This is a genomic window from Microtetraspora malaysiensis, from assembly GCF_050947145.1.
In the GTDB taxonomy this organism is placed as follows: Bacteria; Actinomycetota; Actinomycetes; order Streptosporangiales; family Streptosporangiaceae; genus Microtetraspora_A; species Microtetraspora_A malaysiensis.
In genome coordinates, this window is record NZ_CP191998.1 from 2,719,358 (window position 1) to 2,741,803 (window position 22,446).

Consider the following 22,446-nt stretch of genomic DNA (forward strand, 5'->3'; position numbering starts at 1 on the left):
GCAATAGCAAGTAAGTGGCGATTATTGTCGAACGGGGCATTCGTCGAGGAGCCGGTGGTCGCGGCCACTCCCTCGTCGGCCGTAACGTCGAGGTCGCGAGGGCGGCCGCGGTGCCGAACTCCTTTCCGGTCATGGTGGGCGACCACAGCAAGGTTCAGGTGCGGGGATGAGGATCCTGGTCTCGGGGGGCGCCGGCTTCATCGGCTCCCACTACGTGCGGTCGATGCTCTCCGGCGCGTACGCCGGCTACGAGGAGGCCCGTGTCACGGTCCTCGACAAGCTCACGTACGCGGGCAACCTGGCGAACCTGGCGCCGGTCGAGGCGACCGGCCGGCTCACCTTCGTGCGGGGGGACATCACCGACGCCGCCCTTCTCGACGAGCTGGTGCCCGGCCACGACATCGTCGTCAACTTCGCCGCGGAGACGCATGTGGACCGGTCCATCATCGGTGCGGCGGACTTCGTGGTCACGAACGTGCAGGGCACGCAGTGTCTGCTGCAGGCCGCGCTCGACCACAATGTGCGCACGGTCGTGCAGATCTCGACCGACGAGGTGTACGGGTCGATCGGCGAGGGCTCGTGGACCGAGTGCGAGCCGTTGCTGCCCAACTCGCCCTACTCCGCCGCGAAAGCGGGCGCCGACCTGCTCTGCCGGGCCTACCACCGCACGTACGGGCTGGACGTACGCGTCACCAGGTGTTCGAACAACTACGGCCCCCACCAGTATCCCGAGAAGGTCATCCCGCTGTTCATCACCAACCTGATCGACGGCAGGCCCGTCCCGCTGTACGGCGACGGCCGCAACGTGCGCGAGTGGCTGCACGTCGACGACCACTGCCGGGGCATCCAGCTCGTGCTCGACAAGGGCGCGGCGGGCGAGGTCTACAACATCGGCGGCGGGGCCGAACTGACCAACCTGGAGCTGACGCGGCGGCTGCTCGACGCCTTCGGCGTCGGCTGGGAGATGGTCGAGCACGTGCCGGACCGCCTCGGCCACGACCTGCGCTACTCCGTCGACTCGGCCAAGATCCGTTCCATCGGCTACGCGCCGCTGGTCGACTTCGACAAGGGACTCGACGAGGTCGTGCGGTGGTACCGCGACCACGAGGACTGGTGGCGCGGCCTCCGCGCCGCCATCTGATCCGCCGGGAGGCCGCGCGCGGGCGGCGCCTCCCCCACGCGGCGGCCCGGGTGACCGGCCGGGTCAGCGGCGCCCGAGGCGGCCCGACACCTGCCCGATCAAGGTCCGCGGGACGAACTTGCCCACCGACACGATCGCCTTGTAGCGCGCCGTGGGGACGCTGACCCGCCGGCCGCGGGCGAGGTCGCGCATCGCCTCGTCGACCACCTGATCGGCCGACAGCCACAGGAAGTCCGGGATGCCGGAGGTGTCCATCGCGGCCCGCTGGTGGAACTCGGTACGGACGAATCCGGGGCACAGGGCCATGACGCGCACGTTCGGCTCGGGGATCTCGGCGGCGGCCGACTCGCTGAAGTTGACCACCCACGCCTTGGACGCGCTGTAGGTGCCCCGGGTGAAGAACGCCGCCACCGACGCCACGTTGATCACGTAGCCCCGGCCGCGCGAGCGCATCCCGGGCAACGCGGCCAGGGTGAGGCGCAGCACCGCCTCGCAGTGGACCCGCAGCATGGTCACCTCGTCGGCGACCGGGACCTCCAGGAACGCGCCCGGGTGCCCGAAGCCGGCGTTGTTGACCAGCAGGTCGACGCCGCGCTCCAGCCGCTCCTCGACCCGGCGGATGCCCTCGTCGAGGGAGAGGTCGGCGGGCAGCACCTCGACGGCGACGCCGTACCGCTTGCGCAGCTCCGCCGCGGACGCGGTCAGCCGGGCCTCGTCGCGGGCGACGAGCACGAGGGAGAGGCCGTCTGCGGCGAGGCGGCGGGCGAAGGCCGCGCCGAGGCCGGCGGTCGCGCCGGTGATGAGAGCGGTGGGCATGACGGCAGACTAGTCCAACAGGCCGACAACGATCTCCGGCCGGGCGCGGGGACGGGTCAGTCCGCGGGACCGGTTCCGGACGCGCGCTCGATCAGCTCCTCGACCTGTTCGTTGAGGCGGGTGCCACGCGGCCAGCCGGCGTAGTAGGTCAGGAAGACGACGACCTCGCGCAGCTCGGTGGGGGTCAGCTCCCCGGTGCGCAACGCGGTGTCGAGCTGGACGCGCAGGGCGTCGTCGAGGCCTTGGCCGACGAGCAACCCGAGCAGCAGCAGCCGCCGGTCCCTGACCGACAGCACGTCGCGTGCCCAGATCTCGGCGAAGAGATGCTCCACCGTGATGCCGAAGAACTCGCCGGGCGCCTCGCCGGGATGGTCCCACCCGTTGACGCGCTTCATGATCTCCAGCCCGCGAGCCCAACGGTCAAGGTCGTCCACGCTGTCGCTCATCGAAGTGCTCCAAGTCCGTCGGCAGTGCGTCTGCGGCGAGTCCGGTGGGCGGCACTTCCGACCCCTCCATCCTTGGCCACTTCGCGCGCTGGCGATAGGTGGATTTTCGCCGGGCTCCCCGATGGACAGCACTATCTCACGCGATCAGTCATCCGGAGTTACATGATCGAGTCATCGCTTTCCCGTCATGGCGTCCGATAACAGGCGAAGCCGCGATATGGGAAATATTCGGATACTTTTCCGCGGATGATCCCCGCCCATCACGAGATGGATATGACGAAAGCGGGCACTACTACCTCGTACACCCGCAAAGCGGAGGTTGGGCCCTGGTGGAAAGTCGGCGGGTTTGGTCCGGAATGGTGGCGTTGACGACAGCCTCCGCACTGGTCGCGGAGCTGTCGGGATGCGCGAGCACCGCGTACACGTACGTGCGCGACGTCGCCGGGGCGACGTATTTCAAGGTGCCCTCGGCCTGGCGCAAGGTCGACCAGGGCTCGCTCGACGGCAAACTCTTCGGTGACCCGCAGTCGGAGACCGCGCGGTCGCAGAAACAACTCACCTGGACGGTCGGCTTCGACGCCCACGCCACGCCCTCCGCCGACCATCTCCTGGTTCCCGGCTCCATCGCCGGGGACCGGCCGTTCGTGATGGCGAAGGTCCAGACGCTCACCCCGGCCCAGCGCGACGACGCGTCGCTCAACACGCTGCGCAACTCGTCCGGGCTCCCCGTCGCGGTGAGCGAGGAGGCGCGGCAGCAGTTCGAATCGTCGGCGGCCTCGCCGTTCAAGGGCTTCGAGGTGCTCAGCGACCAGGTGCTGCCGGTGCGGGACGGCGTGCGCGGGATACGGACGGTCTTCAACTACCGGCTGCTCGGCGGGCCGGTCCAGACGTTCGACGAGACGGCCTACCTGTCCGCCGACGGAAGCCACGTGTCCACGCTGCTGATCCGCTGCACGGCCGCCTGCTACAAGCAGCGGGCCAAGGAGATCGACCTGGTCGCGCGGTCCTTCAAGATCAGGCGCGTCACCTCGTGAAGGAGTCCCTCGGATGAACACGGCACATCGGCCCGAGGGGCTGCGCGAACCCGGATCGGGTCCTGTCGACCGTGACCCGCTCACCAGGAAACGGCTCCCGCTGTGGGACCGGGGGAAGTTCCTGCTGTTGCTCGCGGTCCTGTTCGGCGTCCTCGTCCTGAACACCGTCGGCGCCTTCCGCGAGATCATCACGGTCCCGGAGGCGCTCGCCGTCACCGCCCGCGAGTCCACCTGGCTCCTGTGGCTGGCCGGGCTGGAGGCGGTCAGGCAGCTCCACTTCCTGATCAGCGAGCGCTCCGCGGCCTACCACCGGTTCTGGACCGAGAAGGTCTTCGGCGGGTGGAACCGGTGGACCCGCCGCCGGTTCGGCGACTGGACCCGCTACCGGCTGGCCCGCGCGGTGAAGTGGGCGATCTGGATCGCGGTCGTCGCCGTCGTGCTGGGGCGGCTGGGGGACGTCTCGCCCCTCGAGGCGCTGATCCAGGCCCCGGCGCAGGCGATCGGCTATCTCCCGACGGTCCTGCAGGTCCTCCTCTACATGCTGCTCGCCGTCGGCCAGTTCGCCGCGATCTTCTGGTTCCTGTCGCGCGGCGGCGTGGACGTCTACTTCCCCGACGACATCAAGACGCGGTTCTCCGACGTGTGGGGCCAGGACCACGTGGTCGAGCGGGTCAAGGAGAACATCGTCTTCCTCGAACGGCCCGACGAGATCGAGGCCCGGGGCGGTTATGTGCCGAGCGGCATCCTGCTGTGGGGTCCTCCGGGCACCGGCAAGACCCTCATGGCCGAGGCGGTCGCCGGCTCGACCGGCAAGCCGTACGTCTTCGTGGACCCCGGCGCGTTCATCAACATGTTCTTCGGCGTCGGCGTGCTGAAGGTGAAGTCGCTGTTCCGGAAGCTGCGCAAGCTGGCGCTCCGCTACGGCGGCGTCATCGTCTTCTTCGACGAGGCCGACGCCCTCGGCAACCGCGGCGCGCTCGCGCAGGGCGGCCCCGGCGGGGGGTGGGGCCGGACCGCGCCTGCGCCCTTCCAGCACACCGGATGCAACGGCTTCGCCTACCTCGACCAGGAGACCCGGTGGCTGCTCGGCCGCGACGCGCTCGGCGGCGGCCGGGAGCGGGCCGAGGCGGACGCCCCCAGGTCCAGGACCGGCGCCTTCGTCAGCCGCCTGATGTACGGCGGGGGCATGGGCGGCGGGGGCGGCATGGGTACGCTGCAGGCGCTGCTCACCGAGATCTCCGGCCTGAAGAAACCGCGCGGCTTCGTCAACCGGTACGTGCGGCGGCTGCTCGGGATGCGGCCCAAGCCGCCGCCGAAGTACCGGATCCTGATCATGATGGCGACCAACCTGCCGGAGGCGCTGGACGAGGCGCTGCTGCGCCCCGGCCGCATCGACCGCATCTACAAGGTCGGCTATCCCTCCAAGGACGGCCGGATCCGCACCTACCAGGGCTACTTCGGCAAGGTGCGGCACGAGCTGACCGACGAGCAGATCGGCAAGCTGGCCACGATCACTCCGTACGCCACCGGCGCGACGATCAAGGACCTGGTCAACGAGTCGCTGATCACCGCGATCAGGGACGGCAGGGACACGATCACCTGGTCGGATGTCATGCGGGCCAAGCGGCTCAAGCAGCTCGGCCCCCCGGAGGACGTGGAGTACATCGAACGGGAACGGCACGCGGTGGCCGTGCACGAGGCGTGCCACGCCGTCGTCGCGTACCGCACCCGGCACCACCTGGAGATCGACCTCGCCACGATCGAGAAGGGCGCCGACTACCTGGGCATGGTGTCCAGCATCAAGCCGGAGGACCAGTTCACCCGCTGGAAGTCCGAGTACGAGGCGGACATCATGGTCTCCCTCGCCTCGCTCGCGGGCGAGCGGATGTTCTTCGGCGAGGACAACTCCTCGGGCGTCTCCAGCGACCTCCAGTCGGCCACGCTGCTGACCGGGCTGATGGAGGCGCACTGGGGCATGGGCATCGGCGTCGCGTCGCTGCCCGCCCTGCAGGACCTCGGCATCCGCGAGGGCCGGGCGCAGAAGGCCCCGGGCCAGGGCGGCGGGATCGGCTTCACCGGCACGCCGCGGTCGCGGGAGAACGACCGCCTCACGCCCGACATGCTCCCGGAGCGGATCGAGTTCAACCTCAACCAGCTCCTGGAGAAGACCGCCGCGCTGCTGCGCGAGAACCGGCGCGAGGTGCTCAGCGTCGCGCACGCCCTGGAGCACCACAAGACGCTGAACGGCGACGACGTGGTCGCGGTCATCGAGGGGACCCGCGGGCCGCTCGTGGACGGCACCGTCTACGGCTCGGACGGGTTCTACGAGGAGATCGAGGCGTACCACGTGGCCGCCGCGGAGGCCCACCGCGGCCACAGCGCCGTCCAGGTGGACCTGCCCGCGCCGGACCGGGTGCCGGAGCTGGAGCCTTCGGCCGTCCTCGCGGCCGCCCGGCCGTACGCGCCGGTGCCGTCGAATCCTGATATGTCGGGGATGTCGGGCGTGCCGAGCTTCGCGCCTCCGTGGGGCGAGCAGTCGTACGAACCTCGGGAGACGTCGCCGAGTGTGCCGGCCGTGGTGATTTCCACGACGCCGCCCACGATGCAGCCCACGATCCCGGCCGCGATGCCGGTTTCGGCGCCGGTGAACGGTCACGGCACCGGTTATGGCGACATCCCGGACTTTCCGTACCAGAACGGCTCCGGTCCCGCCGTCCACCCGGCCGGGCAGGGGCGCGGTGGGGCGCACGGCCTGCTGTGGGCGCTGATCGGCGGCGTCATCGCGCTCGTCGTGCTCACGTTGCTCGGCGTGGCCTTCCTGCAGGACGGCGTCGCCGTGACGACGGAGGAAGGAGCCGACGGCGTCCCGTCGGGGACCGCGCTGATCCTGTTCCTCGCGCTCCTCGGCGTCGTCGGGCTGATCGTGGCCGCCGTCGCGGTGGTGCGCGCCCAGCAGGCCGCCCGCAGGCGGGCGGAGGAGGCGAGGGACCGGGCGGCCGAACGCGCCCAGTTGCTCGCGGCCGCCATGGACCCCGAGATCGCGATGCGGGTGCTCGGGTACGACGGCCGCCGCGGCCCCGAGGCCACGGCCTGACGTCCCGGCCGCATGCCGGGACGGCCCCGGACTCCGCGCAAGGAGTCCGGGGCCGTCCGGCGTCCGGGTCGCGCCTGGGTCAGAGCCTGGGTCAGAGGCGGAAGGCCAGGTCGGGGGTGATGTCGGCGACGTCCATCTGCGCCTTCTGCAGGCGGCCGGAATAGTCCCAGTTCATCGCCTGCCAGCGGGTGAACTGGTCGAGCACCCACACGCCGCTCTGCCGGCTGCCGTTGCCGGACTTGCCGTTCCCGCCGAACGGCAGGTGCGCCTCGGCGCCCGACGTCGAGTTGTTGACGCTGACCATGCCCGCCGAGACGCCCTCGCGGAACCGGAACGCGGCCTTCGGGTCGGTGGTGTAGATCGACGACGACAGGCCGTAGCCCGGCCGGTTGGCCAGCGCGATCGCCTCGTCGATCGTGTCGAACGTGGTCACGCCGACGATCGGGCCGAACGTCTCCTCCAGGAAGAGCCGGTCGTCCGGGCGCACGCCGTCCACGATCACCGGGTGGTAGTAGAGGCCCTCGCCCTCCATGCGCCCCGTCGGCCCGGGCAGCACCGTGTGGTGCGGCTCGATCCAGGTCAGGTACTCCTCGTACCGCTCGGCGAACTTGCGGTCGAGCAGCGGCCCGTAGAGCACGTCGCCGTTCGGGTCACCGATCTTCGCCGCCTGCACCGCCTGGACGTACGCGCGCACGAACGCGTCGTGGACGTCGCGGTGGACGATGACCGTGCCGAGCGAGGTGCAGCGCTGGCCGGCCGTGCCGAAGCCGGAGAACAGCGCCCCCTCGACGGCGAGGTCGAGTTCGGCGTCCGGCATGACGACCATCGGGTTCTTGCCGCCGAGCTCCAGGCAGGGCGACTGCAGGTGCCGTCCGCACAGCTCGCCGACGCTCCGGCCGACCGCGCTGGACCCGGTGAAGCCGACCTTCTGCACGGTGCCCTCGGACAGCGCCAGCTCCAGCCCCTCGTACGTGGCGGCGCCGTCGGCGAACACGATGTTCAGCACGCCGTCCGGCAGGCCGGCTGCGGCGAACAGCCGGTACAGCGCGTGCGCGGACGCCGCGGCGTACTCGGCGGGCTTCCACACCACGGCGTTGCCGCACAGCAGCGCGGGCACCAGGTACCAGGAGGGGACGGCCACCGGGAAGTTACCCGCGGTGATCACCGCGGCGACGCCCACCGGGACCCGGAAGGTGAACAGGTTCTTGTCCGGCATCTCCGACGGCACCGTCTGGCCGTACAACCGGCGCCCCTCGCCCAGGAAGAAGTCGCAGGTGTCCACGATCTCGCGGACCTCGCCCAGCGCCTCGGCGTACGGTTTGCCGATCTCCTCGGTCACGAGGCGGGCCAGCGCCTCGGTGTTCGCCTCGACCAGCCGGCCGATGGAGGCGATCACCCGGCCGCGCACCGGGGCGGGCACCCGGGACCATTCCTTCTGCGCCTCGGCCGCGTCGCGGCAGGCGCGGGCGAACGTCGCCGCGTCGGCGAGCGGGACGGCGGCCACCGCCTCGGAGGGCCGGGCCGGGTTCGTGGACGTGTAGGGAGAGCCGGTGGGCTCGGTCTTTCCACCGATGACGGAAGCGATCTGGCGGGTCACCGTTGACCTCCTCTTTCGGGGCTACCGTCGCATTGTTACAAGCGGGCGCGACGGGGTGAAGCGCGGACCGGCAACGTGGCAGATCACTTTTCGGCGGCCGCCCGGCGCCCGTGCGCGACGGCCGCGGCCTGGGTGCGGCTCGCCACGCCGAGCTTGGCCAGGATGTTGGAGACGTGCACGCTCACGGTCTTCTGCGAGATGTACAGCAGGGTGCCGATCTCGCGGTTGGACAGGCCGGCCGCCACGTGTTCGAGCACCTCGCGCTCGCGGACCGTCAACGCCTCGAGGCCGCCCTCGGCGTCTACGTCGGCGTCGGCGGTCTCGGCGGACGGCCGTGACGGCTCGGTGAACCCGGCCCGCCGGCCCAGCGTCTCCAGCGCCGCACGCAGCGGGGCGGCGCCGAGCCGCTCGGCCGTCTCCACGGCGCGGGACCACTCGGCCCGCGCGGCCTCGCGCTCGCCCGCGTTCAGCAGCGACTCGGTGAGCCGCCACCGGCACCGCGCCTCCTCGTAGACGAACCCGAACCCGAAGGCGTCCGCGGCCTCCCGCCACACGCGCGGCTCCGCCGTCCCGCGGACCCGGTGCCACTCGGCCTCGGCGCGCCGCAGCCAGGCGGCGCCCTCGGGGCCCAGCTCCTCGCGCGGGCCGTACGGGCCGTTCGCGGCGGCCCACCGCGCTCGCTCGATCAGGTCGTCGGCGCGCTCGCGCGCGTCGTCCGGCGCCGCGCCCTCCGCCAGCGCCCACAGGGCGGTCGCGCAGATCCGGATCAGTCCCGGGTCGAAGGGGTCGAGCGTGTCCGTCACCGCCGTCACGTGGCGCAGCGCCGTCTCCGGATCGCCGCGCCAGAGCGCCTGCTCGGCGGTGAGCCCGCCCGCCATGTAGGTCACCAGGCCGTCGCCGCCCTGCTCGTCCGGCCGCCAGAACGGCCGCAGCCACGACATCCGCTCGTCGGCCGCGTCGCCGCCCCGCCCGACCTCGATGAAGAGCGCGAAGGAGGACAGGCGCGCCGCGGCGATCGTGCCGACGCGCACGCCGAACCCGGCCGCGATCCGCTCGGCCTCGTCCCAGTCGCCGGCCGCGTACTGGATCAGGAAGCGGAGGAAGCGCAGGTCCGTGCCGTACAAGCTCCAGGTGAGGCCGCAGCGGGCGGCCAGCTCGACGCCCGCGCCCGCCAGGCGCGCGGCGGCCTCCAGCTCTCCGTGCTCGTAGCGCACCCGGGCCGTGTGGAAGGTGGCGCGCAGGTGGATCGACAGGTCGTCCGACCCCGTCGCGGCGGCCAGGTCGAGCAGCTCCACCACGCGCTCGATCGTGCCCGTCACCTCCTCCACGATCGCCAGCGAGATCAGCGCGCTGACCTCGGCGTCGCGCGCCCCCACCGCCCGGGCGGCGTCCAGCGCCTGAGCCGCCAGATCGCGTACGGCGGTGGCGGAGGTGGCGAACATGGTCCGGGCGTACGTCGCGAGCGCGCGGGCGAGCAAGGGGGTCGGCTCGTCCGGCGGCAGCGCGTCCACGGCCGCGCGGGCCGCTTCCACCATGCCGGAGCCGAGATCGGAGTCGCTCAGGTAGTAGGCGAGCCGCTCGTTTGCCTCGGAGATCAGCAGCGGGTCGCCGAGCGTCGGGAGCAGCCGCCGGATCTGGGCGACCGCCCGGCGGTACTCACCGGCGTCCGCGGCCGCCGCGGCGCTGGACAGGGCGATGCGGACGGTGCTCGTGCCGGTGATCCGCTCGGCGTCGGGCACGTGCTCCCAGATCTCCAGCGCCCGGTCGAGGTGCCGGTGCGCCTCGGCGGGCGCGCCGAGGCCCGCGGCGATCCGGCCCGCCTCGACCGAGGCGCGCAGCGCGCCCGGCAGGTCGTGTCCCGCCTGGTAGTGGTGGGCCAGCTCGGCGGCCGGGGCGCCGCGCGCGGCGAGCAGCCGGGCGAAGGCGCCGTGCAGCCGGGTCCGCTCGCCGGGGAGCAGGTCGTCGTACACGCTCTCCTGGAGCAGCGCGTGCCGGAACGCGTAGCCGTGCCTGCCCGCGGTCAGCAGCCCACGCGAGACGATCTCGCGCAGCGTGTCGTCGAGCGCGACCTCCCCGAGCCCGGCGGCGTCCGCGAGCATGTCGTGGTCGACGCTGTGGCCCGCCACCGCCGCGACCCGCAGGACGTGGCGCGCCTGGTCGGACAGCGCCTCCACCCGGGAGAGCAGCAGGTCGGACAGACTGCCGGGAACGCCGCCGCAGGTGGCGGCGGCGGTGAGCAGCTCCTCGGCGAAGAAGGGGTTGCCGCCGGCCCGCTCCAGGACCTGGCCGATCACGTCGTCCGTCACGCCGACGGGCTGACGGGAGGCCCCGTCCACATCGGCGAGATGGCGGGCCAGATCGTCGTCCCCGAGCGGGGGCAGCTCGATCGTGCCGACCAGCGGCAGGCGCTGGAGCTCGGCGAGGACCGGGCGCAGCGGGTGTCTGCGGTGCAGGTCGTCGGTCCGATAGGTGCCGATCAGGGTGACCCGCTCGCGCTGCAGCATCCGGGTGAGGAAGACCAGCAGGTCGCGGGTCGAGCGGTCGGCCCAGTGCAGGTCCTCGAACACCACCAGCACCGGGCGGTGCTCCGCGAGGGACGCCAGGAGGCCGAGCACCGAGCCGAAGAGCTGCTGCTGGGCGAGCGCGCCCGTCGCCGCCCCCGCGGGGTCCGGGTCGGCGCCGGGAAGCAGCCGCCGCAGCGCGGGCCAGGCGGCGAGTGGGTCGCCGCCGGGCGCCTCCAGCTCCGCCAGCCCGCGCAGCGCGTCCACGAGCGGCAGGTACGGCAGGGCGTCGCCGAGCTCCGCGCACTGCCCGGCGAGCACGGTGAATTCGCGTTCCTCGGCGAGGTCCCTGACCTCGCTGACGAGGCGCGTCTTGCCGATCCCCGCGTCGCCGCCCACCAGCGCGACCCCGGCCAGCCCGTCCTCGGCCGCGTCCAGCACGCCCAGCAACCGGCCGAGCTCGGTGGAACGACCCATGAGCGCGGTTTGCACGGTTCTCGGAGTCACGGCGCGAGTATGACACGCGGGACGGAAACCGCCGTTGTGCCAGAACTCTCCGTATGCCCCGGTGCGCGACCGTGGGACCCCGCCGGTCCCGGATCGCCGCGCTGACCTGCGGCGACGGGCAGGCGGGACGTGGGGACCCGGTTTTGTCGGGGGCGCTGGCTACTGTGCGGCGCGTGATCGAACGGTGGAGCCGCGATCAGGTGCTCGCACTGGCACCGGACGCGGCGTCGCAGAAGACCGCCACGGGCGTGAGCTCGCCCGCGAAGTGGTCCGCCCACGGAGTGACCTCCGAGGTGCTCTGGGGCGAGTGCAAGGGCAGCGGGTCCAAGCCGTACCGCGCGTGCGTGGACCTGTCCGAGCCCGCGTACCGGTGCAGTTGTCCGAGCCGCAAGTTCCCCTGCAAGCACGCGCTGGGACTGCTCCTCCTCTGGTCGGCCGACGGGGTGCCGGCCGCGGACGAGCCCGCCGACTGGGCCGCCGAGTGGATGGAGCAGCGCAGGGACCGCGCCGAGAAGCAGGCGTCGCGGCTCGTCGCGGCCCAGGAGAAGGCGGCCCAGGAGAAGGCGGCACAACCGGCCACCCCGGACGGCGCCCCGCCGCAGACCGCGGGCACGCCGGACCGGCGCGCGGCGCAACGGGAGCAGCGGGTCACCGCGGGCCTGTCCGAGCTGGAGCGGTGGCTGGCCGACCAGATCGCGCAGGGGCTCGCCGACGCCCGGCGCACCGGCCCGGCCGAGTGGGACGCTCTCGCCAAGCGCATGGTCGACGCGCAGGTCCCCGGGATGGCGGGGACGTTCACCCGGCTGTCCGTTGTGCTGCGTGACGAGGACTGGCCCGGCCGCCTCCTCGGGGAGTACGCGCTGGTCCACCTGCTCGCGGTGGCGCACCGCCGCGCGGCCGGGCTGCCGCACGCGCTCGGCGAGACGGTCCGGTCCAGGATCGGGTTCCCGGTGGCGCGCGAGGACGTGCTCGCGTCGCCCGCCGTACGGGACCGGTGGGACGTGATCGGCAGCCGGGACGAGGAGCAGGACCGGCTGGTCGCCCGCCGCGTCTGGCTGCGGGGCAGGGAGACCGGGCGGGCCGCGCTCGTGCTGTCGTTCGCCCCGGTGGGGCAGGCGCTCGACGCGTCCTTGGTCAACGGGACGACGGTCGACGCGGAGCTGGCGTTCTATCCGGGCGCCGCGCCGCTGCGGGCACTGGCGGTTCGGAGGCACGGCGCGGTCCATGCCGGACCGCCGCCCGGCCCGAGCGCCGCCGAGACGCCCGGCCTGCTGGCGGGCGTCCTGGCCGAGGACCCCTGGATCGATTCGTGGCCCGTCGTCCTTTCGGGAGTGGTGCCGGCGAACGACGGCGGCTGGCTCCTCGCCGACCCCGGACTCCGGGACCCCGGCTCCGATGACGAGGGCGGTGCCGAGGTGAGCGGGATGCGGCTCGACCCGGCGGCCGGCACGCCGTGGCGGCTGCTCGCGGTGTCGGGCGGCCATCCGGTCACGGTCGCCTGCGAATGGACGCCGCGCGGGCTGTGGCCGCTGACGACGTGGGACGAGGAAGGCCAGGTGGTGTTGCTGTGATCGCGACTCCCGACCTGAGGTGGACGGCGGCGTGGGAGGACCTCGTGTCGGCCGCGCTCGTCGGCACGGACCGCCGACCCGTGCCGGGCGGCCGGCCGCCCGGCAGGGCGGACGCAGCGGACCCAGCGGACACGGCGGACACGGTGGGCGGCGCGCCGGTCGCGCCTCCGGTCGAGCTGCTGGAGCAGGCGGCCGTACAGGTGATCCGGGCACGGGCGGGGCAGCGGCCGCATAGGGGCCGGCCGCTACCTCCCGCTCCGCCGGAGACCCGGCCGCTGGTCGGCCGTGCCGCGGCCGCCCGGCTGGAGCGGATCCTTGCCGGGGAGCAGGGGCGCCTGCTGCCGGAGTGGCTGGAGATCGCCGCGGAGAGGGGCGCCCGCCTCCCGGCGCGGCTCATCCCGAGGCTGCTCGACCTGGGAGCCAGGGACCAGTCGATCCGGTCTCACCTGGGGGTGCTGGCCGGAGCGCGTGGCCGGTGGCTCGCCGGGCTCAACCCGGCCTGGTCCTACCTGCGGGACGAGCCGACCGGCGGGGCCGGGTCCGCCGAGGTGTGGGAGTTCGGCACCAGCGGGGACCGCAGGGCTCACCTGGCCGCGCTCCGCGCCCGCGATCAGGAGGCGGCGCGGGAGCTGCTGGCGGCGGGGTGGGACAAGGAGACGCCCGAAGACCGGGCGGCCTTCACGCGGATCCTCGCCGACGGGCTGGCCATGGGCGACGAGCCGTTCCTTGAGGCGGCGCTCGACGACCGCCGCCGCGAGGTGCGGCAGGCCGCCGCCGATCTGCTCACCCGCCTGCCGGAGTCGCGGCTCGGGACGCGGATGGCCGAGCGTGCGGGACGGCTGCTCACCCGCGACGGCGACCGGCTCCGGGCCACGCCGCCGAGGGCGTGCGACAGCCGGATGGAGCGCGACGGCGTGCGGGCCCGGCCACCCGCCGGGAGCGGGCAGCGCGGCTGGTGGTTGCAGCAGGTCATCGCCCACACGCCGCTCTCCTTCTGGCCGGAGCACCTCGGGCTCTCCCCGGCCGAGATCACGGCCATGGAGGTCGGCGACTGGGCCAGGGAGGTCCGCATGGGCTGGACCCGCGCGGCGATCCTCCAGGGCGACGCCGTATGGGCGCGGGCGCTGGTGGATGTCGAGCCGCTGACCGACCTGCTCGCGATCCTGCCCCCGGAGGAGCAGTCCCGGATCGCGGCGGAGTTCGTCCGGCGGCACCCGGTGGACGGCCAGATGATCATGATGCTCGGCGGCATCCCCCGGCCGTGGGGCACGCCGTTGGCCAAGGCCGTACTGGACAAGATCGCCGGTGTGGCGACGGCCCAGCCGTGGAACGCGGGCGAGCTGGCGCGGCTGGCCGGAGAGCGGTTCGACGCGGCGGCGCACGGCCAGGTGGCGCGGCTGTCGGACCTCCCCGAGGTCCACGAGGTGACCACGACGCTCCGATTCCGCCACGAGCTGGCGCGAGAGCTGCTGGACGACACCCCCGGGCTGCCGGACGACACCCGCGCCGAGGGGCCGGGCGGTGCCCCTGAGAAGAGACGGACAGACGACGGACACGGCGCCGCCGGCGAGACCGGCGGGCCGCTAGGCGAGGAGGACAAGTGACGGTTCTGCGCCCGCACGCGGAAGACCAGTACGCCGACGAGCTGGCGATCCTGGCCAAGCACGACGATCGGCCGCGGCCGCCCGGCTGGCGGCTCTCGCCCTGGGCGGTGACGACCTACCTGCTCGGCGACCCCGACCACCCCGGAGGCGTCATCACGCCGAAGTACATCGGCCCGAGAAGGATCGTCGAGGTCGCGGTCGCCACCCTGGCCACGGACCGGGCGCTGCTGCTGCTCGGCGTGCCGGGGACGGCCAAGACCTGGCTCTCCGAGCATCTGGCCGCCGCCGTCTGCGGCGACTCGACCCTGCTCGTGCAGGGCACGGCGGGCACCGCGGAGGAGGCCGTCCGCTACGGGTGGAACTACGCCCGGCTGCTGGCCGAGGGCCCGTCCCGGGAGGCGCTGACCCCGAGCCCCGTCATGCGGGCGATGTCCGAGGGACAGCTGGCCCGGGTGGAGGAGCTGACCCGCATGCCGTCCGACGTTCAGGACGCGCTGATCACCGTCCTCTCGGAGAAGACGCTCCCGATCCCCGAGCTGAACGAGGAGGTGCAGGCAGCCAAGGGGTTCAACGTGATCGCGACCGCCAACGACCGGGACCGCGGGGTGAACGAGCTGTCCAGCGCCCTGCGCAGGCGGTTCAACACCGTCGTGCTGCCGGTGCCCGCGAGCGCCGAGGAGGAGGTGGACATCGTGTCCCGCCGCGTCGCGCAGCTCGGCCGCTCCCTGGAGCTGCCCGAGACCCCGGCCGGGCTGGAGGAGATCCGCCGGGTCGTCACGGTGTTCCGCGAGCTGCGCTCGGGCGTGACCGCCGACGGCCGCACCAAGGTCAAGTCGCCGAGCGGCACGCTCAGCACGGCCGAGGCGATCTCGGTCTTGACGAGCGGCCTCGCCCTCGCCGCGCACTTCGGCGACGGCGTGTTGCGCCCCTCCGACGTGGCGGCCGGGATCGTCGGCGCGGTCGTCCAGGACCCGGTGTCCGACCGGGTGGTCTGGCGGGAATACCTGGAGGCCGTCGTCCGCGAGCGCGAGGACTGGCGTGACTTCTACCGGGCCTGCCGCGATGCGGGCTGACGGGATGCGGGCTGAGTGGGTGATGGGGTGACGACCACGATTCTGGGCGTCCGGCATCACGGTCCGGGTTCCGCCCGCGCCGTGCGCTCCGCTCTGGAGCGGTTGAAGCCGGACGTCGTGCTCATCGAGGGACCGCCGGAGGCGGACGCGCTGGTGCCGCTCGCCGCCGACCCCGGCATGGAGCCGCCCGTCGCGCTGCTCGCGTACGTGCCGGGCGATCGGGCGAAGGCGGCGTTCTGGCCGTTCGCCGTGTTCTCACCGGAGTGGCAGGCGATCCGCTACGCCGTCGAGGCCGGTGTGGAGGTGCGGTTCTGCGACCTGCCCGCGGCGCATTCCCTCGCCGCCGGCGAGGAAGAGACCCCCGAGGAGGAGCGGGCCGTCCGTGTCGATCCGATCGGGGCGCTGGCCGAGGCGGCGGGGTACGACGATCCGGAGCGGTGGTGGGAGGACGCCGTCGAGCACCGGCTCGACCATCCGGCGGACCACCCGATGGGGCATGGCGGCGAGGCCGGGCCCGAGACGGTCTTCGAGGCGATCGCCGAGGCCATGGCCGCGGTACGCGAGGGGTACACGCCCGATCCGCGCGAGGCCCGCCGCGAGGCGTACATGCGCCGGTCGCTCCGGCAGGCGGTCAAGGACGGCTTCCGCGAGATCGCGGTCGTGTGCGGGGCCTGGCACGTTCCCGCGCTGGCGGCGCCCTCGCGGGCGTCGGACGACGACCGGCTGCTCAGGGGCATGCCCAAGGCCCGGGTCGAGACGACCTGGGTGCCGTGGACGCACGGCCGGCTCGCCGCCTGGAGCGGTTACGGCGCGGGCGTCACCTCCCCGGGGTGGTACCACCACCTGTTCACCGCGCCGGACCGGCCGATCGAGCGGTGGCTGGCGCGGGCGGCCCAGGTGCTCCGCGAGGAGGACCTGCCCGTATCGTCCGCGCACGTCATCGAGGCCGTACGGCTCGCGCACGGCCTGGCCACGCTGCGGGACCGGCCGCTCGCCGGTCTGAACGAGGTGAGCGAGGCGGTCAGGGCGGTCCTGTGCGAGGGGGACGAGCTGCCCGCGGAGCTGGTGCGGCGCCGCATGGTGCTCGGGGAGCGGCTCGGCCGGGTGCCCGACTCGACCCCGATGGTGCCGTTGCAGCGGCACCTGCGGGAGGAGCAGCGGCGCGTACGGCTCAAGCCGGAGGCGCTCGGCCGGGACCACGACCTCGACCTCCGCAAGGCGCTCGACCTCGACCGCAGCCGGCTGCTGCACCGGCTGCGGCTGATCGGGATCCCGTGGGGCGAACCCCGCGACAGCAGGGGCAAGGGCACGTTCAAGGAGTCGTGGACGCTGGAATGGCGGCCCGAGTTCGACGTCGCCCTGATCGAGGCGGCGGTCTGGGGGATCACCGTCGAGGCGGCGGCCACCGCCCGGGTGCGCGAGCTGGCCGCGTACCCGGAGGCGCCGCTCGCCGACCTGACCGCCCTGGTCGAGCGGTGCCTGCTCGCCGACCTGCCGGAGGCGCTGCCGTACGTGCTGCGGGCGATCGGGGACCGGGCGGCGCTGGACAGCGACGTCGGGCATCTGATGGCGGCGCTTCCCGCGCTGGTCCGGGCCCAGCGGTACGGCGACGTCCGCGGCACGCCCTCCACCGGGCTGGCCGCGATCGTGGACTCGCTGCTGACCCGCGTCTGCGCCGGGCTGCCGAGCGCGGTCACCGGACTGGACGACGAACCGGCCCGGCAGCTCGTCTCCCAGATCGACGCCGTCCACGCCGCCGTGGCCCTGCTGGACGACATACCGGGACGAGCCGACCACGGCGAGTCGGACGGCTTCGGCGGGCCGGGAAAGGATGACCGGGGCGCCGGACCGGGGGAGGAGAGCCGCCCGGAGGCCGGGCAGGCGCCGCGCGACCGCTGGCTCGCGACCCTGCGCGGCGTGGCGGACCGGAGCGACCTGCCGGGCGTGATCGAGGGCCGCCTGGTGCGCATCCTGTTCGACGCTCGGATGGCGGACGACGTCCAGGTACGGATGTCCAGGGCGATGTCCCTCGGCCATCCGCCCGCGCGGGCCGCCGCCTGGGTGGAGGGCTTCCTGTCCGGAGGCGGCCTGCTGCTCGTCCACGACCCCCGGCTGCTCGCCGCGGTGGACGGCTGGCTGGCCGGGCTGTCCCCGGAGGCGTTCGTGGACGTGCTCCCGCTGCTGCGGCGCACGTTCGGCGCCTTCGACGCGCCCGAACGCCGCGCGATCGGCGAGCGGGTCAGGTCCGGCGCGTCCGCCGTCCGCGGCGGCGGGGGAGCGGGCGCCGGGGCGGATCACGACGACGAGCGGGCGGCGCCGGCCGTCCGCACTGTGCTGGAAATCCTGGGGAGGGCGTGATGGAGGAGCGGATGCGCCGCTGGCGGCTGGTCCTCGGCGGCGGCGACGCGGACGGCACGGGCTGCGCGCTCGGCGGCGCCGACGCGGGCATGGACGCGGCGCTGGCCGCGCTGTACGACGCCGAAGCGGGGACGACCGGGCGCGAACGCGGTGCGGGGCTCGGGGCGTCCGCGCCCCGGGTGGCCCGCTGGCTGGGCGACATCCGCGCCTACTTCCCCTCGACGGTCGTGCAGGTGATGCAGAAGGACGCCATCGAACGGCTCAACCTCAGCCGCCTCCTGCTGGAGCCCGAGATGCTGGAGGCGGTCGAGCCCGACGTCCACCTGGTCGGCACGCTGCTCTCGCTGAACCGGGTCATGCCGGAGAAGGCGCGCGAGTCGGCCCGCGCGGTGGTGCGCAAGGTCGTCGCGGAGCTGGAGGCCAAACTCGCGCAGCGGACCAGGGCGGCCGTCACCGGGGCGCTCGACCGGTCGGCGCGCACGCACCGGCCGCGGCGGGTGGCCGACATCGACTGGGACCGTACGATCCGGGCGAACCTGAAGAACTACCTGCCCGAGCGGAACACGGTCGTGCCGTCCCGGCTGGTCGGGTACGCCCGCCGGCAGCAGGCCGTCCAGCGCGAGGTGGTCCTGTGCATCGACCAGAGCGGGTCGATGGCCGCGTCGGTCGTCTACTCCAGCGTGTTCGGCGCGGTCCTCGCGTCGATGCGGTCGCTGCGGACCAGCCTCGTCGTGTTCGACACCGCCGTGGTGGACCTGACCGATCAACTCCATGACCCGGTTGAGCTGCTGTTCGGCACCCAGCTCGGCGGCGGCACCGACATCAACCGGGCGATCGCCTACGGCCAGGGCCTGATCACCCGGCCGACGGACTCGATCTTCATCCTGATCAGCGATCTCTACGAGGGCGGCGTCCGCGAGGAGATGCTGCGCCGGGTCGCCGCGATGACGGCGGCCGGCGTCCAAGTGATCGTGCTGCTGGCCCTGTCGGACGAGGGCGCGCCGTCCTACGACCGCGAGAACGCGGCGGCGCTCGCGGCGCTCGGGGTGCCCGCGTTCGCCTGCACGCCGGACGCGTTCCCCGGCATGATGGCCGCCGCCATCGAGCGCCGGGACATCACGCAGTGGGTCGAACGCAACATCTCCGTCGAACGCAATAGGGCCTGAGGAGTGTCTGATAAATGCTGCTTGTAGCGCAGCGAGGGTTTGATTTGTCAGCCATGACCTAGGTCCAATGGCCGATTTCGGACAGGATGCGGCCATCTGTAATGTCCGTCGCGTGAATTCGGTAATGACGGCACCGCCGGTCTTCTCGCAGCGTTATCGGGCTCTCGGTGTCGGCATGGTCGCGATCATCATGCTGATCGCGTTCGAGTACCTCGCGGTCGCCACCGCGATGCCCGTCGTCGCCCAACGACTCGACGGCATGGCGCTGTACGGCCTGGCCTTCAACGCGAGCCTGGTCGCCAGTGTGATGGCGACCCTGGTCGGCGGGAGGTGGAGCGACGCGCGCGGCCCGCTGGTGCCGCTGTGGACCGGCCTGGCCGGTTTCGGCGGTGGCCTGCTGCTCGCCGGGACCGCCCAGAACATGGAGGTCTTCGTCGCCGGGCGGTTCCTCCAGGGGCTTGGCGGCGGCCTGTTCTCGGTCGCGCTGTACGTGCTGATCGACCGGGTCTATCCCGCCGAGATGCATCCCAAGGTGTTCTCCCTGCTGTCGGCCGCCTGGGTGGTGCCGTCGCTGGTGGGCCCGGCCATCACCGGCGTGGTCGTGCAGCACGTGGGCTGGCGCTGGGTCTTCCTGGGGGTGCCGATGCTCGCCGCCCCCGCGGCCGTCTTCCTGTGGCGCGGGCTGGCCGATTACCGCCGCACGCGGACCGCGTCGGCCGCCGTCGGCCTTGACCTCGGCGACGATTCCGGGGCCGCGACCGGTGACGCCCCCGCGGCCGCCGCAACGGGGACGCGGAAGTTCGCGATCAAGCTGGTCTGGGGCGTCGTCGTGGCCACTGGAGCCACGCTCATGCAGTACGGCAGCGGCTCCGGGGCGGTGCCGCTCCTGATCACCGGGCTCGCCGTCCTCGCGGTCGCCCTGCCCCGGCTGCTGCCCAAGGGGACGCTGCGGGTGGCGCGCGGCGTCCCCGCCGTGGTCGCCCTCCGGGGCCTCGCGGCGGGCGCGTTCTTCGCGGCCGAGGTGTTCGTGCCGCTCGTGCTCACCACCGGTCGGGGTCTGAGCCCGACGGAGGCCGGCCTCGCGCTCACCGGCGGCGCGCTCTTCTGGTCCACCGGCTCGTGGATCCAGGGGCGCAAGCCGCGCGACCGCCGGCTGATCCTGCGTACGGGCACCTCCCTGATCGCGACGGCGATCCTGCTGGCGGGGCTGATGGTGTTCCCGTCGGTGCCGGTGCTCGTCGGGTTCCTCGGATGGTGCGTGGGCGGGCTCGGCATGGGCCTGACCTATCCGACCTTGTCCGTGCTGATTCTGAAGTTGTCGCCGCCCGCCGAGAAGGGGGCCAACAGCGCCTCGCTCTCCATCGGCGAGTCGGTCTACTCGGTCGTCGCCGTCGCCGTGACCGGCGCGATCTCCACCGCCGCCCACCGGTCGGTGGCCAGCTATGTGGTGTGCTTCGGCCTGCTCGCCCTCATGGCCGGCGCCGCGGCCGTCTCCTCCGGACGTTTTGAGCACCCTCGCGCAGCGGGCACCATGGAGGTCTAACGGAGGGGGTTGCCACTTGCCGCGCGTCCGGGAGCTCGAACTCTTCAGGCTGACCCTGCCCTACGGCAGGCGGCCAGAGAGCGTCCTGGTGAGGATCACCGACTACGGCGGGATGGTCGGCTGGGGAGAGGCCGTCCGGCGCCCGGCCGCGTTGCCCGGCGAGCGCGGTGACGATCAGGAGGGCGGGCACGAGAAGCTGTGGGCCACCCTGGAGGAGTCCCTGCCCGCGGCCCTGATCGGTGTCGACTGGGAGCACCCCTCCGAGCTGGGCCGCGTTCCCGGAGGCTCGGCCGCCGACATGGCCTGCTGGGACCTGTGGGCCCGGATGAAGGGTGTCCCGCTGGCCCACGCCCTCGGCGGCAGCCGTACCTCCCTGATGGCGACCGTGCGGCTGGGCGCGGAGCGCTCACTCGAGGGCATGGTGGCCCGGGTCAACCGGCACGTCTGCGCCGGGTACGCCCACGTGACGATGGACGTCTACCCCGGATGGGACGTCGAGCCGCTGCGCGCGGTCCGCGCCGCCTATCCCGGCCTGGCCATCGCCGTCGACGGGCACGGCGCGTACACCGAGATCTCCCAGCTCGAGGCGCTCGACGCGTACGGGCTGGTGGCGATCGAGCGGCCGTTCACCGATCTGGAGGCGAGCGCCGACCTGCAGGAGCGCGTCTCCGCGGCCGTCGTCGTCGAGGCGCGTTCGGTCGAGGAGCTGGACGAGGCGGTGGCCGCGCGCGCGGGCCGGGCTCTGTTGCTGCGCCCCGCGCGGTTCGGCTCCCTGTCCGCCGTACGGCTCGCGCACGACACGGCGGTGGCGGCCGGATGGGAGGTCACCTGCGCGGGCGGGCTCGGGGTCGGCCTGGCCCGGGCGGCCACGGTGGCGGTGGCGAGTTTGCCCGGGTGCACCCTGCCGAGCGACGTCGCAGAGCCGCCGCGTAGCGCCCAGATCGTCACGCCGCCGGTCGGCGCGTCCGGAGGGGTCGTCGCGGTGCCGCTCACCCAGCCGGGTCTCGGGCACACGATCGACGAGGAGAAGGTCCGCCGCATGGCCAAGGACACCTTCCGCGTCTGAGGGCGTCGTTTGTTTCGCCCGCGCAGTGTGGCGCGGGAGGGGCCGGCCGCCGTTCACCCCGGTGGAGTCGAACGACGAAGGCTTGGCGCGGAACGTGGCGTCCCCGCCGGACGGCGCCGAGCGGTCACCTGACGTTCTCGCGTACCCGGAAGCCGGCGTGCCACAGGTAGTGCCCGGGGAAGCTCCGGCCAAGTTGCAAAGAGGCTTTGCAAAGAGCGTTTGCGAGCGATACGGTGCTCTTGTGGATCTCGTTCCAGAGGAGATAACCGATGTCGAAGCGCTGAAGCTCCTGGCGCATCCCATGCGACAGCGGATCGAGCGGCAGTTGCGCAACGGTCCGGCCAACTCCGCGACTCTCGCCCGAGCACTGGGCGAGAGCACCGGCCTGACCAGTTATCACCTGCGCCAGATGGCCAAGCACGGCTTCATCGAAGAGGTGCCCGAGCTGTCGAAGGGACGGGAACGCTGGTGGCGCCAGGTGCCCGCTGATCGCAGGATCCCGCCCTACAGCCGGCAGACGCCGGAGATGCGGGTGGCGGTCGAGGAGATGAACCGGCTCGACTTCGCCGAGGAACTCGAACAGTTCAGCCGCTTCCAGCTCGAACGCGACGACCTCGGGGAATGGGCGGACGCCCTGGCCTGGTCGCGCTCGGCGATGCGCCTCACCGTCGACGAACTCAAAGAGTTCCTCGAGGAGTACGTGAAACTGCTCTACCGCTACAAAAGGCCGGACGAGGCGACGCCGCCCGGAGCGCGCGTCGTGCTCGCCCGGATGCTCGCGTTCCCCGCCCCCACATCCGCCGACGACGGCGAATGATCTGGGCCGCCGGGTGGCAGCCCGACGGCCCAGAGACGAAATCCGCATCACCACGCCCCGCGAAGGGCGTGTCTTCACGTGCACAGATTTCCCATAGAAAGGAGAGCACCTC

At 72.9% G+C, this 22,446-nt stretch carries 15 protein-coding genes; 11 read left to right on the top strand and 4 right to left on the bottom strand.

Translation table 11 applies throughout. The features are described from left to right. The first annotated feature begins 166 nt into the window (after window positions 1-166). A complete protein-coding gene (gene rfbB, locus ACQP1V_RS13080) occupies window positions 167-1,141 on the top strand; it encodes a dTDP-glucose 4,6-dehydratase (RefSeq protein ID WP_433422439.1) in 975 nt (324 codons plus the stop codon). Between the two features lie 63 nt (window positions 1,142-1,204). Here the strand turns inward: rfbB and ACQP1V_RS13085 are convergent, their stop codons facing one another. Beyond that, window positions 1,205-1,957 (bottom strand): SDR family NAD(P)-dependent oxidoreductase, encoded by a 753-nt coding sequence (locus ACQP1V_RS13085; protein WP_433422442.1) that lies wholly within the window; start codon window positions 1,955-1,957, stop codon window positions 1,205-1,207. Between the two features lie 56 nt (window positions 1,958-2,013). Beyond that, window positions 2,014-2,403, bottom strand: a complete 390-nt coding sequence (locus tag ACQP1V_RS13090; protein WP_433224571.1) for a carboxymuconolactone decarboxylase family protein — start codon at window positions 2,401-2,403, stop codon at window positions 2,014-2,016. A 365-nt stretch (window positions 2,404-2,768) separates the two neighbouring features. On the opposite strand from ACQP1V_RS13090, the gene ACQP1V_RS13095 reads away from it, so the two are divergent. Both ACQP1V_RS13095 and ACQP1V_RS13100 read left to right on the top strand, forming a co-directional pair. Beyond that, window positions 2,769-3,437, top strand: a complete 669-nt coding sequence (locus tag ACQP1V_RS13095) for a hypothetical protein (RefSeq protein WP_387415264.1) — start codon at window positions 2,769-2,771, stop codon at window positions 3,435-3,437. A gap of 13 nt (window positions 3,438-3,450) precedes the next feature. Then, on the top strand, window positions 3,451-6,531 hold the full coding sequence (locus ACQP1V_RS13100; RefSeq protein WP_433422446.1) for an AAA family ATPase: 3,081 nt from the start codon (window positions 3,451-3,453) through the stop codon (window positions 6,529-6,531). Between the two features lie 91 nt (window positions 6,532-6,622). Here the strand turns inward: ACQP1V_RS13100 and ACQP1V_RS13105 are convergent, their stop codons facing one another. Both ACQP1V_RS13105 and ACQP1V_RS13110 read right to left on the bottom strand, forming a co-directional pair. Then, window positions 6,623-8,128, bottom strand: coding sequence for an aldehyde dehydrogenase family protein (locus tag ACQP1V_RS13105; protein ID WP_433422448.1), 1,506 nt, complete (start codon window positions 8,126-8,128; stop codon window positions 6,623-6,625). Window positions 8,129-8,211: 83 nt separating this feature from the next. Continuing rightward, window positions 8,212-11,136, bottom strand: a complete 2,925-nt coding sequence (locus tag ACQP1V_RS13110; protein ID WP_433422450.1) for a helix-turn-helix transcriptional regulator — start codon at window positions 11,134-11,136, stop codon at window positions 8,212-8,214. Window positions 11,137-11,309: 173 nt separating this feature from the next. Between ACQP1V_RS13110 and ACQP1V_RS13115 the strand changes: the two genes are divergently transcribed. From ACQP1V_RS13115 to ACQP1V_RS13150, 8 genes are all read left to right on the top strand, one after another. Next, window positions 11,310-12,707 (top strand): SWIM zinc finger family protein, encoded by a 1,398-nt coding sequence (locus tag ACQP1V_RS13115; protein WP_433422453.1) that lies wholly within the window; start codon window positions 11,310-11,312, stop codon window positions 12,705-12,707. Next, window positions 12,704-14,311 (top strand): DUF5691 domain-containing protein, encoded by a 1,608-nt coding sequence (locus tag ACQP1V_RS13120; protein WP_433422456.1) that lies wholly within the window; start codon window positions 12,704-12,706, stop codon window positions 14,309-14,311. The genes ACQP1V_RS13115 and ACQP1V_RS13120 overlap by 4 nt, the downstream gene beginning before the upstream one ends. Beyond that, window positions 14,308-15,384, top strand: coding sequence for an ATP-binding protein (locus ACQP1V_RS13125; protein ID WP_067142313.1), 1,077 nt, complete (start codon window positions 14,308-14,310; stop codon window positions 15,382-15,384). Before ACQP1V_RS13120 ends, ACQP1V_RS13125 begins: the two co-directional genes overlap by 4 nt. A gap of 27 nt (window positions 15,385-15,411) precedes the next feature. Further along, the gene (locus tag ACQP1V_RS13130; RefSeq protein WP_433422459.1) at window positions 15,412-17,742 is read left to right on the top strand and encodes a DUF5682 family protein; all 2,331 of its coding nucleotides are present in this window, start codon (window positions 15,412-15,414) and stop codon (window positions 17,740-17,742) included. Next, on the top strand, window positions 17,742-18,908 hold the full coding sequence (locus ACQP1V_RS13135; protein WP_387415249.1) for a VWA domain-containing protein: 1,167 nt from the start codon (window positions 17,742-17,744) through the stop codon (window positions 18,906-18,908). The genes ACQP1V_RS13130 and ACQP1V_RS13135 overlap by 1 nt, the downstream gene beginning before the upstream one ends. 112 nt (window positions 18,909-19,020) lie before the next feature. After that, window positions 19,021-20,451 carry an MFS transporter gene (locus ACQP1V_RS13140; protein WP_433422462.1) on the top strand — a complete coding sequence of 477 codons (1,431 nt, stop codon included), beginning with the start codon at window positions 19,021-19,023 and terminating at the stop codon, window positions 20,449-20,451. A gap of 16 nt (window positions 20,452-20,467) precedes the next feature. Then, entirely contained in the window at window positions 20,468-21,517 is a 1,050-nt protein-coding gene (locus tag ACQP1V_RS13145) for an enolase C-terminal domain-like protein (protein ID WP_387415245.1), read from the top strand. A 241-nt stretch (window positions 21,518-21,758) separates the two neighbouring features. Continuing rightward, window positions 21,759-22,334, top strand: coding sequence for an ArsR/SmtB family transcription factor (locus tag ACQP1V_RS13150; protein WP_433422465.1), 576 nt, complete (start codon window positions 21,759-21,761; stop codon window positions 22,332-22,334). Window positions 22,335-22,446 lie beyond the last annotated feature (112 nt).

Bases quoted from the DNA above. Each gene is read 5' to 3' on its own strand.
- rfbB (WP_433422439.1), top strand. From the start codon at position 167: ATGAGGATCCTGGTCTCGGGGGGCGCCGGCTTCATCGGCTCCCACTAC.
- ACQP1V_RS13085 (WP_433422442.1), bottom strand. From the start codon at position 1,957: ATGCCCACCGCTCTCATCACCGGCGCGACCGCCGGCCTCGGCGCGGCC.
- ACQP1V_RS13090 (WP_433224571.1), bottom strand. From the start codon at position 2,403: ATGAGCGACAGCGTGGACGACCTTGACCGTTGGGCTCGCGGGCTGGAG.
- ACQP1V_RS13100 (WP_433422446.1), top strand. From the start codon at position 3,451: ATGAACACGGCACATCGGCCCGAGGGGCTGCGCGAACCCGGATCGGGT.
- ACQP1V_RS13135 (WP_387415249.1), top strand. From the start codon at position 17,742: ATGGAGGAGCGGATGCGCCGCTGGCGGCTGGTCCTCGGCGGCGGCGAC.